This is a genomic window from Helicobacter mustelae (assembly GCF_900476215.1).
Taxonomy (GTDB): Bacteria; Campylobacterota; Campylobacteria; order Campylobacterales; family Helicobacteraceae; genus Helicobacter_H; species Helicobacter_H mustelae.
In genome coordinates this window covers 769,716-784,982 of record NZ_LS483446.1, presented here as the reverse complement: position 1 = coordinate 784,982, position 15,267 = coordinate 769,716, and the positions used below count along the sequence as shown (strand labels likewise).

The 15,267-nt window shown below is 43.1% G+C and carries 11 protein-coding genes; 4 read left to right on the top strand and 7 right to left on the bottom strand.

What is annotated here, in order from left to right:
• Nucleotides 1-237 precede the first annotated feature (237 nt).
• Genes moaC through ribA form a run of 6 tightly spaced genes read right to left on the bottom strand, consistent with a single transcriptional unit; the run spans nucleotide 238 to nucleotide 3,788 of the window.
• Nucleotides 238-711, bottom strand: a complete 474-nt coding sequence (gene moaC / locus DQN48_RS03685; RefSeq protein ID WP_013023019.1) for a cyclic pyranopterin monophosphate synthase MoaC — start codon at nucleotides 709-711, stop codon at nucleotides 238-240.
• Nucleotides 712-723: 12 nt separating this feature from the next.
• Entirely contained in the window at nucleotides 724-1,251 is a 528-nt protein-coding gene (gene mog / locus DQN48_RS03680) for a molybdopterin adenylyltransferase (protein ID WP_013023018.1), read from the bottom strand.
• A gap of 54 nt (nucleotides 1,252-1,305) precedes the next feature.
• Nucleotides 1,306-1,743, bottom strand: coding sequence for a molybdopterin synthase catalytic subunit (locus tag DQN48_RS03675; protein WP_013023017.1), 438 nt, complete (start codon nucleotides 1,741-1,743; stop codon nucleotides 1,306-1,308).
• Nucleotides 1,744-1,746: 3 nt separating this feature from the next.
• Entirely contained in the window at nucleotides 1,747-1,968 is a 222-nt protein-coding gene (locus tag DQN48_RS03670) for a MoaD/ThiS family protein (RefSeq protein ID WP_013023016.1), read from the bottom strand.
• A complete protein-coding gene (locus tag DQN48_RS03665) occupies nucleotides 1,965-3,197 on the bottom strand; it encodes a molybdopterin molybdotransferase MoeA (RefSeq protein ID WP_013023015.1) in 1,233 nt (410 codons plus the stop codon). Before DQN48_RS03665 ends, DQN48_RS03670 begins: the two co-directional genes overlap by 4 nt.
• A 9-nt stretch (nucleotides 3,198-3,206) precedes the next feature.
• A complete protein-coding gene (gene ribA / locus DQN48_RS03660) occupies nucleotides 3,207-3,788 on the bottom strand; it encodes a GTP cyclohydrolase II (protein WP_013023014.1) in 582 nt (193 codons plus the stop codon).
• Nucleotides 3,789-3,920: 132 nt separating this feature from the next.
• Between ribA and DQN48_RS03655 the strand changes: the two genes are divergently transcribed.
• On the top strand, nucleotides 3,921-4,376 hold the full coding sequence (locus DQN48_RS03655; protein ID WP_231902627.1) for a YhcH/YjgK/YiaL family protein: 456 nt from the start codon (nucleotides 3,921-3,923) through the stop codon (nucleotides 4,374-4,376).
• A gap of 195 nt (nucleotides 4,377-4,571) precedes the next feature.
• Here the strand turns inward: DQN48_RS03655 and DQN48_RS03650 are convergent, their stop codons facing one another.
• Nucleotides 4,572-5,594, bottom strand: a complete 1,023-nt coding sequence (locus DQN48_RS03650; RefSeq protein ID WP_013023012.1) for an aspartate-semialdehyde dehydrogenase — start codon at nucleotides 5,592-5,594, stop codon at nucleotides 4,572-4,574.
• Nucleotides 5,595-5,724: 130 nt separating this feature from the next.
• Between DQN48_RS03650 and DQN48_RS03645 the strand changes: the two genes are divergently transcribed.
• From DQN48_RS03645 to DQN48_RS03630, 3 genes are all read left to right on the top strand, one after another.
• The gene (locus DQN48_RS03645) at nucleotides 5,725-8,106 is read left to right on the top strand and encodes a pertactin-like passenger domain-containing protein (RefSeq protein WP_041913114.1); all 2,382 of its coding nucleotides are present in this window, start codon (nucleotides 5,725-5,727) and stop codon (nucleotides 8,104-8,106) included.
• Nucleotides 8,107-8,394: 288 nt separating this feature from the next.
• Nucleotides 8,395-14,757: a vacuolating cytotoxin domain-containing protein gene (locus DQN48_RS07810; RefSeq protein ID WP_013023010.1), complete on the top strand. Its 6,363-nt coding sequence runs from the start codon at nucleotides 8,395-8,397 to the stop codon at nucleotides 14,755-14,757.
• A gap of 200 nt (nucleotides 14,758-14,957) precedes the next feature.
• Complete coding sequence (locus DQN48_RS03630; protein ID WP_041913113.1) at nucleotides 14,958-15,215, top strand: glycosyltransferase; 258 nt, start codon at nucleotides 14,958-14,960, stop codon at nucleotides 15,213-15,215.
• The last annotated feature ends 52 nt before the right edge of the window (nucleotides 15,216-15,267 follow it).

Genomic DNA, 15,267 nt, shown 5'->3' with positions numbered 1-15,267 from the left:
TCATGCGCTAAAGGTTTTTGAAATCCACAATTCTAAGAGTTGAAAAATGGCCCAAAATAGATGACTGGGGATTTTGGCAGGAGAAAAAGCACCACTGAGTCTTTGGGGTTGTGAAAAATTCTAGGAGTTTGAAGGAGCATCACCTTGTCAGCTTTGTTATTACCCCAGCACTTGGGATAAACACGCTTAGCACCACTCCAAAAAACCAAAAACTACGACAAAATCCCATAACTAGGATTATAAGCGGTGAAAATCTCCGCTTTTCCCGCCGCGTTTTTCTTCTAATCGGATTTGAGAAATCACCATGGATTTGTCAATAGCTTTGACCATGTCATAGATTGTTAGCAGCCCGATACTCACAGCACTCAGCGCCTCCATTTCCACTCCAGTTTTTCCCTGGGTTTTTACACACGCTGTGAGTACAAAAGTATGCGTCTCATCATCCTGGGTGATCTCAATATCTACTGCACTAAGGCACAAAGGATGGCACATTGGGATGATGTCACTGGTTTTTTTGGCTCCCATGATTGCTGCAACCACCGCAGTTTGCAGCACCGCACCTTTTTTGACTCTTTGAGCCAAGATCGCATCATAGGCTTCCTTGCTCATGTGGATTCTACCGCTTGCCAGCGCGATGCGCATGCTCTCTTCCTTCTGTCCTACATCCACCATTTTGGGTTGATTTTTCTCATTGATATGCGTAAGCTGCATGAGATTCCTTGGCTATTTTTTGGGACGAAATGCAGTGATATTTGCCTCATTGGCATGGATGTATCTCCCGCCGATAAGATCGATGCAATAAGGAATTGCAGGAAAGACCGCTTCAAGACATTCTTGTATACTCTTTGGCTTGCCAGGGAGATTGATGATGAGGCTATTTTGACAGATCCCCGCACTCTGTCTAGAGAGGATGGCTGTGGGCACGTATTGCAGGCTATTTTGACGCATGAGCTCGCCAAAACCTGGCAGCATCTTCTCGCAGACATTCTGCGTAGCCTCAGGTGTCACATCTCTGGGTGCAGGGCCCGTGCCACCGGTGGTCACAATGAGATCGCATTTTTGCTCCACAAGCTCTCTCAATGCTGCTTCAATCAGGCTCTGCTCATCTTTGATGAGATGATAAAAAAACTCACAGGGGTTCAAAATATAAGATCTTAGCACTTGCTCTATCGCCTTGCCAGAAATATCCTCATAAATCCCATCAAAAGCCCGATCGCTGGCTGTAACAATGCCAATTTTTATCCCTTCCATCCTAACTCCTCTAAAAAATCTCTTTTAAGACTCTTTGCAAATACGTCAAAATCATCATGCAAGCAGCCCGCTTTGGGGCAGCGCATGAGATCGCTCCTTGGCATAGATGCGCTTTTTGTTAATGAGATCATATTTCCAAATGGGCGCATTTTGCTTGAAATCCTCAATAAATTCCTCATAAGCACCTAGAGCAACCTTTCTCTGAGAAGAGAGAATCGCACACATAAAAGAACTCTCCCCAATCCCAACATCTCCCACAGAATGCGCCATGCAAAGAGTAGCACCATTCTTTTGCAAACGAGATTGCCATCTCTCAAACCAACTCTGCAAAAGAGGCAGATAAATATCAAAGCTTAGGCCCTCTATCCCACCCTCATCGCGCACGATCCCACAAAACACGCAGCAGGCTCCGAGATTTTTTTCCCTAGCAAGGCTCTCATATTTTTCATAGAGCTTAGCAGTGCATAGAGCATTTTGATAAATTTCTAGCATTTTTTAACCACCACAAACTGGGGGCAAAAGCACAATCCTATCACCATCGCAAAATTCCACATCCAATGAAGTAAGCAATTCATCATTGCATGCAACAGCACAGGTTGCAAGCCAAGGCTCAAGCTCGGGGATTTTTTGTAATTCTTTTTTGAGTGAGTGGAAATCCTTGACATCAAAATCCTGCGGTGGAAGTCCGATGGGGCCCAAGAATTCTACTTTTATCATGAAAACTCCTTGAACAAGATGATGGGCACTTGGCTACCCTTTTTAAGATCACTTCCATTTTCTTCCAAGATTACCAACGCGCGATTGCCACAGAGATTATTGATAAGTGCGCTAAAATTTGCCTTTGCAAGGCCAGACACGCAGTAGCGCCCATCACAGACAGACAGAGCGCAGGCACGAAATTCTAGCCTAGCATCCGTACGTATCAAATCCTCCTGCAATTCTGCCCTAAGGATAATAGGCTCACATCTTTGAGCAAACATCTTTGCAAGCAGCATTCTTCCAAAGAGATAGAAGGTCACTGCCACAGCATTAGGATTGCCAGGCAGGCCTAAAACAGGCTTTTTGGATCCATGCGCACGAGCAAAGAGCAGTGGCTTGCCAGGCTTCATCCTCACTCCCTTAAAAACCCCCTCGCAATGCTCCAAAACCACATCCTGGGTAAAATCATAATCCCCCTTGCTCATGCCCCCTGTAGTGAGCACCAAATCACATTCCCTAAGCATCTGGATAAAGCAAGATTCTAATGCCACAAAATCATCCCCCAGAGTCTGGTAGATGGTGGCCTGCGCGCCCATTTTTTCTATCATGGCACGCAATAGGTGATTATTCACGCTGCGCACCTCCCCGGGATGTTTTTGCTCTTCTCCCACTTCAATGATCTCATTTCCACTCACAAGCACACCCACGCGGGGCTTTTGATACACGGAAACAAAATTACAATTAAGCTCAGCTAACAAGCCAATTTCATAGGGCGTAATCTTGCTGGATTTTGGCAGGAGCAATTCGCCTTTTTGATAATTACTACCCACATCCCGCACCCATTGGCCCTTTTTGGGGAGCTTGGAGTGAGCGCGCGAAAAAATCCTATCATCACGAAATTCTACATCCTCCACCAGGATCATGGTATCAGTATTTTTGGGCATCACTGAGCCAGTGAATGTCTTGATCGCACATCCCTTTTGGCAGGTGGGCATCTCCTTCCCAGCGGGATTATCCCCCATTACTCGCAGGCCAACTGAGCCCAAAAGCTCTGCATCACCATAGGCAAAGGCATAGCCATCCATGCTAGAGAGTGGGACTTGTGGGAGATTCTCTTTTGCAAAAATATCCTCACTTAGCACTCTATCTATGCTACTGATAAAATTCACCCTTTCACTCCCCATCTCTGGGATTTCTTCCTGCTGAATAAGCTCTATGGCATGGGCAAATTCAATCATCTTCTGCATCTTCATTCCTTAGAGCAGATGCCCCATTTTATCTCTTTTGACTTTGAGATAATGCTCATTGTAGCAATTGCTTGGGATGATGATGCTGCTGCGCTCAATCTCTGCAAATTTTTTAAGTGACTTTATTTTTGCAGGATTGTTAGTAAGTAGGCGCAGTTTTTTGATCCCAAAATGCTGGAAAATCTCCCCCACCACATCATAATTGCGTGCATCATCCTCTAATCCCAGAGCTCGATTGGCTTCCAACGTATCATAGCCTCGATCTTGCAGCGCATAAGCATTAATCTTGTTCAAAAGCCCAATCCCCCTACCCTCTTGGCGCAGATAAATCAGCATCCCACCCATGGGATCTTGGGAAATCTTTTCCATGGCCAGATTCAATTCATTGCCACAATCACATTTCAAAGAGCCAAACACATCGCCAGTCATACATTCTGAATGCACGCGCACTAGCGGGATGTCGCCTAGATTTTCACTAAATACAACACAGTGCTCAAAGCTCCCATTTTGCACTTTTTCCCTGACGCTCTGGATTTTGAATTTGCCAAATTTTGTGGGCAAATTCGCAACATTGGAAAATTCTGCTATCATTAAAATCCTTAAAACTTGGCTTAATCAATTCGGCGATTATAACGACAAAAAATAAATCATATAAGGCAAAAAATCATGGCACTTCTTGGCAAAATTCCCTCCCTCAAACATCTTTTTTACAAAACTGAACCAATGCAAAGTCTCTGCGCCTATCTCTTGGACGCCATAGACTCAAATAGCGCGATACACAAGCGCATTCTTTCCCAAAATGCAGAGGAAAAAATCCCGCTGCAACACGGGATGTTTGCTATCGAGCAAAGCTATTGCCTCAAAGATTTGAACTGCGCGGTATATGAGACGCATCTGCGCTTTGTAGATTTTCAGCTGGTGGTCTTTGGGCAAGAATTTTTTGCACTGGGAAATAAAGAGGATTTCACCATCCAAAAAATTGATGAAGCAAGAGATCTCATCTTTTATGAACCCTGTGAGAATTTCTCAAAAATTCTGCTAAGTCCTCGGAGTTTGGCCATATTTTTTGAGGATGATGTGCACGCAGGCGGCCTGGCATTAGAGGGTTTGGAGGAGCAGATGCGCGTGCACAAAACCGTAGTCAAAGTCCCAAAAGAACTCCTAAAGCTAAAACTCTAGGCTACTTGTTTTTCTCGTTTAGCTTATGCTAAATCCTGCGCTACACCTCATGTGAATCTGCGCGCCTTCACACATTTTTCTCAATGACCTAAGGGGAATAAAACCTCTTTGATGTGCATGCACAAGCGAAAACAAAGAGCGCAGCGGATATATGGCCCCTAATGCCCCCGCTAGCAAAATCCCTAGCAAAAAACTCTAGTTTTTCTGGATCCAGAGCTCTGCGATGCGCACGGCATTGGTGGCCGCACCCACTCGCAGCTGGTCTGCTACGCACCACAGATGCAGGATTTTCCTATCATAGAGATCGTTTCTAATCCTGCCCACATAGGTCTCATCGGTGTCTGTGGCGTTCATTGGCATGGGATAGAAGAGATCTTTTGGAGCATCACAAACCTTGATGTATTTGGCCTGCTCTAGGATCTTACGCGCTTCCAAGGCAGGGACCTCTCGCTCAAAAGTAATGCTGATAGATTCGCTATGACTGCGCAAAACTGGCACTCGCACGCAAGTAGCGCTAATGGCAATCTGAGAATGCAGGATTTTGTTAGTCTCCTGTATCATTTTCATCTCTTCTTTGGTGAAGTCATTAGGCAGGAATTTATCAATCTGGGGGATGAGATTGAGTGCGATGCGATGCGGGAAGGCCTGAGGGCTTGCGTCTTCAAGCTCAAAGGCAAAGAATTTTTGCATCTGATGCACAAGCTCTTCCATGCCCCTTTTCCCTGCACCACTCACGGCCTGATAGGTGCTCACATCCACCCTCTTGATGCCAAAGGCTTTGTGTAGCGGGGCGAGCACCTGGACCATTTGGATGGTGGAACAATTGGGATTTGCGATGATGCCAGGGCCATTGCATTGCGCGATGTCCTCATCATTCACACCTGGCACCACCAGCGGGATGGATGGGTCCATGCGAAAATGACTAGTGTTATCAATCACAAGGCAACCAGCGCCCACTGCATGGGGTGCATACTCCTTACTCACCTCCCCACCCGCGGAAAAAAAGGCAATCTCCACCTCTTCTTTTGCAAAAATTTCAGGAGTGGTTTCTTTTATTCTGTGCTTTTGGCCAAAGATTTTTATCTCTTCCCCGCTGCTTCTTTTACTCGCTAGGGGGATGATTTTGGCAATTGGGAATTTTTGCTCCTGCAAAACGCAGAAAATCTCTTCGCCTACCGCGCCGCTGGCACCAACCACTGCTACATTGTATTTTTTCATAAGACCCTCACATTGCAAAAATAAGCCAAAATTATAGCAGAGAAAGGTTTTCTTAAGGCTCCTCCCACAAGGTTTCTCTTAATTGGATAGAATTTTGGCTAAATGCACTTCGCTTTGGAGATGGAAGATTTTGAAAAAAATTTGCAGATCTTTATTTGCCCAAAAGAATAAATTCCATCTCTCTTTTTTTCTTTTCACACCCTTAATTTTCACACCTCTAGCACACTCCATCACTATCACAGATGCAAACCAAATCATCACCGTGCAGGCCAGCGCACCCGGTGATAATAATTTTTTGCAAACCCATTCCAATCAAATTATTATCTACCCCACCGTGCAAGTGACTGTCTTTGGCACAGGGGCATTCGCTCCTCAGAGCAACTATACACAAAGAGGCTTTATTTATGATGCCATCAATCAGCAAAACCAAATCTTTAGTGGCAAAAATGCCTTTAGTTTTGCCATCAACACCACACAACTTACAGGAGATGGTGGGTCTATGTTTTTTGCTGGAAATAATAATGCTACCATAACCTTCAACTCCAACCTCACCATCAATTTTACAAATGGGAGCAATATCGGACAGGGAATATTTCTAAGCGCGCCCTATGTCGCTCCTGGTGGGATCCTCGACCCGCAGGGGAATGACCAAACGGGGAAATTTATCTTTAATAGAAATGTCATGATTAATGCCAGCAATGTCGCACAAAATTCTGGTGGCTATATCTTCAACCTCAGCCAAAAAAAAGCTGTGATTGATGTAAATTATAATGGCGGCAATGCAGTCAATCCCGTCAATCTTATCCAACTCCAAGGAAATATCAAGCTCAATGGCCAGGATGCCGTGCTCAATATGTATCTCAATAATCCCGATTCTTTTTTGGTGGGGCGAGAAGACTATACCAGTGGGCAATTCAATCTAAGCCTTAATAATGGCGGAAAATGGATCGTCACAGAGGGGAATCCTGTAATCAACAATCTTTTTATCAGCAACCAAGGCGATCCCAACAATAATCCCTTTTTGCAGACACAGGGCTTCCATAATGGCCTTTCCATGATCGATCTTGCCACACCTCAATTCAACAAGCCCTTCACCATGCAAACCATCACAATCAACACCCTAAGTGGAAATAATGGCGTATTTCGCACTATGGTAGACATCCCAGGCCTCCAAGCAGACCTAGTCAAAATCAATAAGAATAGCTCTGGCACATTCTATCTCCAGCTCTTTGAAAAACCTGGCGTAAAACCCCCAGGAAATGGAGAAATCAAAGTGGCTGAGATCATGGACGGGGGGCAAAATCTCACATTCAACGCGCTACCTGCAAAAATTGGCCTCTATGACTACACAGCCAAAATCATCAAAAAACCACAGGGCAATGGATTTAAATGGGTGATCGATGCCAATGTTCCCCCCAAGATGACACCAAATAACAATGTCCAAAATGCCATCTATCGCCTCATGACACTGCAGTATCGGATCTTCCGTATACAATCTGAGAGCATCAATCACCATATTGACGAGTTGGTGCAAACAAAGGCGCACCATAATTTTTGGGCCAATTATTACATAGGCAAGCAGTCTTACAAAAGCTCGCGGGACAATTTTCAGGCCATGCAGGGGGGTTATGACTATGGTCTCAATCTTGGGGCACTGCGCCAGCTAGTAGGCGTGATGGTGGATTATGTAGGCATGAAAGACAGAGATACGGATTTTGATGGCACTGTCAATAATTTCGGCATAGGTGCCTATGCGCAATCGGATCTCACCATGAGCCAAAAAGCCAGCATCAACCTTGATTTGAAAATGAAATACAATTATTCACGAAATTCCTTCACACCAAAAAACAATCTTGCAGGTGCAAATTTCGTCAAATCCTATCATCTCTTTTTCATGGGGGCAAGGCTTGGCAGCAAGATTAATCTTGATCGTGGCAATACTTGGTTTTTGGAGCCTAGTGGGAATGCGGGCATCGGCTTCATATCTGGGGGATATATCAACATCGTAGATCAAATCACACAGGCAAATTTTGGGGGCAAGCAAGCTAGTGCCTCCATCATGGCACTGGATGTCAATCTCGCAGTGGGCAAGCGCTTCTTTGATGCGGATAATTATGTAGATCTTCGTGCTGGGATTGGTTATGGTTACAATAACAACACCGGTGGGAATATTACTTTTATCGATGTCAACACGCAAAACAACTTCACCATAGCCACACCCGCTGACCACAGGATGAAGATTTTTTTTAGCGCCAATGCCTCACTGAATAATTTCATCAAGCTCTATGCGAACTTTTATCGCACATTTTTCAGCCATCTCAATACCGACTATGTCTTTAGCTTTGGTGTGCGCATAAGCTTTGGGGATTTCGCATCCAGTCGTGGCTCTAGAAAGAGGAGCGCGCGCGAGGATCAGTCTCTAGAACATCAAGAAATCCGCCCCATGAAGGTGCCCAGAAAGACGCTAGAGGGGGCCAATGCAAGGCCGCTGCCAAGGCTATATGGCAACTAATCCTCAAAATGCTTGAGATTTTTGCCACGAGGGGCATAGCCATCTTGACTAGGTGGGTGGATTGATAAAAGTGTTTTAAAAAAATTACAATGTTTAAGAAGTAGCGGGGCTATGGGCTATAAGATAGAAAAGCACTTGAGAAAAGAAGTAAGCAACAAATCAAGGAGGGTCTTGAAATTTTGCATTTTGCTAGCTTGTGCTGGCATTTCAAAATTTCTTGAAATTCAACGATATTTGGGAAAAGTTAAAAAAAATTGAATAAATTTTAACAAACAAAAAGAGTTTATTATGAGAGACAAAAATTATTTATCCAAAACACTCACAAAAAATAAAATCTTTGGCAGTATGATCCTAGCAATGCTAGGCTCTCTTAGCCCATCTTTTGCAAAAGAAAATATCACCAATTCCATCTGGAGTTTACAGAACGTGAATAATTACGGGGCTGGCCCTTTCATCGCTGGCAATACAACCACATGGAGCACTTGGGGTGCAAGCTTTTCTCAGAGTTATCTCAATGGGACACTAATCTTTGGCAATAGCGGAGAGGTTGCAAATACCAGTGGAGGAGGGATTTGGTTTGGAAGGGGAGGAGATGTAGGCTATATCACTGCAAGTTTCAATGCAAAAAATATTTATCTTACGAGCACACTAGGAGCAGGAAATAGCTGGAGGACTGGGGGTGGTGCAAGCCTTAATTTTAGTGCGACACAAAAAGCAAATCTACAAAGTTTGACACTTGAATTTTATAAAGCAGGCACACAGAATAGTAATTTCTCTGTCACTGCAAATGAAATTGAAGCAAACAATACAAGAATACAGGATAATTCTGGTGGAACCACTAGTTTTTCTGCAAATACTTACAATATACAAAATCTCAGCATTCAAAAATCTGGTGGAAAGGTTGTCTTTAACAATAAGACATCTGCTGCTGATAGTGGGAAGGGAAGTGTCGCACTCTCATCTCTAAGTATAGAGAATGGATATTTTATAGCCCCTAACCTCAAGGCAACACTTAGCATCAAATCTCTTAATGTCACAAATACCACATTCCAGACTAAAGACATCAATGCCTATGCACTCACCACAGGCAATAATGCAAGCTATACCCAAAGCAATGGCACCACCACCATCACAGGGGATTGGAATCTACCCACAAATGCAGGAACTACGCATAATTCTATTGCTATCAGCAATGTGGATAATTTTGTATCTACAGGTGGCATTGCAATACAAACCTGGGGTGCATATAGTGCGAGTTTTACAGTCAATAATGTAAAGAACCTCACACTAAATTCTGTTCATCTAGATGTCTTTACTGGTGGAGATACAGGAGTGAATACCTTTAATTTTAGTGGTGTGAGTGGAAAAGCTAGCATCAACACCCTCATGGCCACCCGCGGAAATATCACCACCAATCAAAATGTCGATATCACAAATCTCATTATTAGAACCACAGACTTTAATCCTACGACAAATTTTTGGGGCAAAAATGCAGATACCACCTACAACATCACCAATCTAGAAATCTTTGGAGGCTGGGGAGCAACCACAAAGGCTACAGCAAAATTCAATTCTGGCAAAAGCCTCACCATTGGAACTGCAAAGATCTCTAATTGGAGCACACTAGATGCAGCAGCGATTAATAATGTAAAAATCACTACCCTAGAATCCTCCTATGCCACAATCAAAGCAGGAGCAAATCTAGAAATTGACAATGCCACTTTTAGCAATAATCAGACTTTTCTAGATTCCAGTGGAAAGATTACGATTGGCAATATTACTTTCAACAATGGCGCAGAGCTCCAGATTAAAAGCGGACAAACCCTAGAGGCAAAAAATCTCATCATGCACAATGGCTCTGCTCTGGTGGCTCAAGCAGGAAATCCCAATAGCAATCTCTCAGGTGATACGACGATTAGTAAAATCACTTTTGATAATTCTAGAATCTATGCCAATAATCTCACCACACAAGAGATTACGATTCAAAATAACGCACAGATTTGGCTGAAAAACAATAACAGCGGTCTTTATAAAAATGAAGGAACCCTCAATATCTCAGATGGATCCAACCTTACTGTCCATGGAAATATGGAAAACATTGGCTCTTTGAACTTCACGCTAAACCCCAACAACACAGAGCTTATCAATGTCAGTGGGTATTTTCAATTCAACATGGATGCCTCAAGCCAAAAAAAAGATTTTACGATTACAAATATTGGGGCCAATGGTCATGAGGAGCAGCAAAAGATTTCTGTAGGGATTCCAAAATCTAGAATCAATATCTACACAAGCACCCAAGATCTCATCACAGGGCAGACCTATATATTGATTCATGCTGGTGGAGGATTTCAATTCCTGCAAAACGGACAAGTCTACACCAGTCTCTCAGAAAACACAAAATACGGGGAGCTCAGCCAGGTTTTTGCGCAAAATATTTATTTTTATGATAACGCAAACAAAAATAAGCCCATGAGTGTGGATTTTGTCTCAAGCACGAATAATAATACCTTGAGTTTTTATATCCCAACACTTGCCCAATATGTAGACATCACTCCCTATATCAAACCTGGGGTATGGCCATTTGGAGATGGGCGCGCAGTCTTTGGCATTATGAATGGCGCAGGAGGACTGGCTAAAGACTACACCCTGACCCTACAGCCACAGGTATCAAGTCAACCAGCTACCAAAGGCAGGCCTGTCATCTATTATCTACAAAACTACACCTATCACAATAGTGGCAACCCTAATGCGGTTTTTACTGTTAATGCGATTGGCTCAAAGTTTGTCTTGGGTAAAAATCGTGAGACTGCAGGAAATACAGGGACCATCCGCATCGGAGATCAGTTGGCCCGATCTACCATGAAGGTCAATGCTGATGATATCTATCTTGGTGGAAATATTGTGCTAGGAGATGGCGCCCTTATTAGCGGCAATCTCATACTCAATGCAGCAAATAAAAACGGTCAGCTAGGTTTTATTGGATCTAATGACAACAATCAACAAGCTAATATCTGGATAAAAAATCACTCCAGCCTAACAGCTATAGGTAGTGAATTTAACTATCAGGGCACGATCTACCTCACAGGAAATGGCACTGTGAGTGATACAGTCCAGCTAAATCTCAATGGCATCACCGGCGGCAGTACTGGCAAAATCACTATGAATGGGAAAAACTATGACATCTATATCCGCAGCCTTGTGGTGCGGAGCGCTAAAGGTGCCAATGGTGGGGGAATCTATGCCAAAAATTTCTACATCAATACCATGCAGGTAAATCCTGGGAACTACTCTCCCAATGATTTTATGACAAATATTGGAAATTCTACCATCAACACATTGGTATTTAATGGTGGCACGAGTGGTGTAGATAATGCAGTGCTAAATTTCAAGCAGGGTGGGAGTCTAAGTGTGGGCACATTGGAGCTCCAAAACTATGGAACACTCAATGCAAGCACGCTCTCAAAGCTTGATGTGAGTGGGTCACTAAGCTCCAATAATTCCACGATCATTTTTTCTAAAGGATCCCAGGAGATTAACATCAAAAATATCGTGAAATTTGTGAATTCCACCCTTTCGACTTCACATTTCTCCTCCTATGGGCTTAGCATCGGGCCAAATGCCTCTTTTTACCAATCCACAGATGATGCACAAGGCTATGCAACCATGGTGCTCAAGGGAAGCTATAAAGTGGCCTCCCAACTTGTGCCAATTATCAATAATTCCAATATGGTTTTTACTAAGCTCACTAGCCTCACAGCCGACACACTAGGAGATCGCAGCATCGGGCTCTATGGCAGTTCTATCACTCTGGTTGAAGTCAAGCAAGCAACCATTGCCAACCTCGTGCTGACACATAACTCCAATCTCGATGCCACCTATCCCGTGTTTAGTGCAACAAAAAGTCCAAATATACAGCTTACCATCAAAAACATTGGCGCAGTGGATGCGGTCTTTTCTACCACGCATTTCTCTGCATATGGGCTCAATACCACAGGGCCTGCTGCAAGCAATGGCACTAAGCCTGCGATGTTTTATCAATCTTCAAATGATACAAATGGCTATGCGAGTATGGTGCTTCATGGCACTTATCAAGCCATTTCTAAGCTCGTCCCATTAATCAACAATACCAAGCTGGCTTTTTCTAAACTAAGTGAACTTACTGCAGATACACTAGAAGCTAGAAGCATTGGGACCTATGGCAGCTCCATCACCCTTAGTAATGTGCAAAAAGCAACCATTGCCAACCTCGTGCTGACACATAACTCAAGTGGTGATACTGCCCTGCCAATCTTCAACGCTACCAATACCTCAGGAATGGAGCTCACCATCAAAAACATTGGCGCAGTAGATGCGACCTTTTCTGCCACGCATTTCTCTGCAGTTGGGCTCAATACCACAGGGCCTGCTGCAAGCAATGGCACTAAGCCTGTAATGTTCTATCAATCCGCCAATAATGAAAGTGGCTATGCAACCATGGTGCTTCATGGCACTTATCAGGCCATTTCTAAATTAACTCCATTAATCAATAATTCCAATCTGACATTTACAAAGCTCACTAGCCTTACTGCAGGTACACTAGAAGCAAGCCCTGCAGGTGCCTATGGCAGTTCTATCAAATTAATCGATGTGCAAAAAGCTACCATCCAAAAAATCATCTTGAGTGCACCTAGTGCAATCACAAATTACCCAACATTTGATGCAAGAAGTAGCACAAATCTCAATCTCAATGTACGTGATATCCAATCTAATAGCGGCTATTTCTATGCGAATAATGGTGGCACTACAACCATCAGTGGCCAGGCGACTTTTAACAACTCTGTAGCATCTTTCACAAACCTAGACATCGCACAAAATGCTGCGCTAAACTATGATTCTCCTACAAAAATCACCATTGCTGGAAATTTCAACCTAAATGGTAGTCTAAACCTCAATCTAACAGGCAATAATCTCAATACCATCACCATCCAAGGCCAAACCAATATCTATCTCAATAATAAAAACCTTCCTGTTTTGAGTGTGCACAATATTGAACAGCTTAAAAATCTCAAGGTGGGCACAGAGTATATTTTGATTCATTCTATAGGGGGGATCAATTATCATTATAATGGCACTTCTGGCAACACACAGATGTATCAAGATCAAATGATTAAGGAATTTGGCTTTTATGGCAATTCCAATAAGCGCCTTGATTCTGTAAATGATGATGCGAAATTGGGTGGATTTTTTCTAGCAAAGATTATTCGAAACAATCGCATTGGCTTTAAGATCTCCACAGCGCCTACTAGCACCTTCAACCCTTTTAATCCTAACCAGATTGAATATTATTTCTTCAAAAAGGGTGGCCAAGACTGGATCTATGCACTAAGGAATATCAATCCCCAGCAAACTGAGAGACTCACCAAGCTCTATGATGCGATCTTAAAAACTCAAAGTTCCACAGCTGAGGCTAGTGCAGTCAAAGAATGGCTAAATGCGCTAGATTCTAGCAGCAATGTGACTATTGATAATTTTCAAGTCTTGATGATTGATAAACACAATCCTATCTGGGCCTGGGATGTGGTAAAGGAAAATAATCTGCAATACTTCCAAACTGTTGCTAAAAAGATTGACAATGCCATAGGCCAGCTAGGTTCAGTAAACAACAAAGCTAGCAGTGCAAACATCCTGCGTCTTGCTACAGATACCAATAGAGAAAGCCGCCTTGTACAGCTCTCTAGCACCAAGGCACCAGAGGATTTTGCTTCCATCACTGAGTCTCTCAAGCATACTCGTTTTGCTAGCAAAAATCTTGATCTTGCCTCCATCTATCGCCAAGAAATGCGTCAAAGACATAAGAATAATCTTTGGGGCAAGGCTGTTGGTGCAGCCAATTTCGTCAATGGTGGCAGTGGCACGCTTTATGGAATCAATGTAGGTTATGATCGCTATGTCAAAAATGCCATCATAGGTGGTTATGCTGCCTATGCATATAGTGATTATTTTGGCGGTCTTGTACAAAATCGTGCCAATAACTTTAACTTTGGTGCATATTCACGCATCTTTATTGAGCATGGAGAAATTGATATTAATGCTAGTACCACAGTGGGATGGAATAGGGGCTTTATCAATTCTAAAGAGCCTATTACCATGAGTCTCAATCAGAACTATCATTACAATAGCTACATAGAAAATGTGAATTTCACCTATGGCTATATTTTCTATCTCCAAGAAAAGAGCCTGGTTCTAAAGCCACTGGTGGGTATCTCGCAATATTTTGTGGCAAGCTCTAAGATCCAGGGCAAGGCAGATAATGCCTTCAATCAAGATCTAGCCATCCTAGCTAGTGCAGTCAATAAATTTGCCCTAGCATTTGATGCAGGATTAGAAATGCGAAAATACATGAGTGCTACTTCTTATTGGTATGCACATCTTGGAGTCTCTCAAGATATTTTTGTAATGTCAGGGGGTGGAAGAACCGTCACATTTGTAGGCAATGACACATTGCGCTTTTTCAATAACAGTCGAAGAAATCTGCGCTTTACTTTGCTTATTGGTGGTGAGATGAAGGTTTATAAACGCACCTTTGTCAACCTAGGTCTAGGATCTAAGGCTGGTGTGTTTTACAAAGACATAGGAGTCAGTGGCAATGTCGGGGTGAGATATGTATTTTAGGGATTTTTTAATCCCTTCCCTCTTTGTGGGGGAGATAGCGCCACAAATTTCAAAAGTAAAAACATCACTAATTTTAAAGATACTCATACCACTGCAGAAAGTGCGCATTGAGGGAATTTGAACGCACTTAAGCTAAGAGCGCCATAAACGCGCTAGGATTTGAAAAACTTCACAGATTTTAAAACACCAGGGGGCATGGGATGAAAAGCTTTTCTATTATCACTGTGGTCTATAATGATGTGGCCCATATTGCCCAAACCATGCAGTCTGTTATTCACCAAACTTACAAAAATATCCAATACATACTCATTGATGGAAATAGCACCGATGGCACCAAAGAAAAAATCCTAGAAATCCTAGAAATGCATGCCACCATCACCCACCATTCTACCACCCCCCCCCCAAGTCTACAGGGAAATCCACAGCGAAATTCGCAATTATCTCAAGCAGCCCTGTGATTATTATGAAGCCATGCATCGCGAGTGTCCTAGCTTTTCTTTTGTCTTTCTA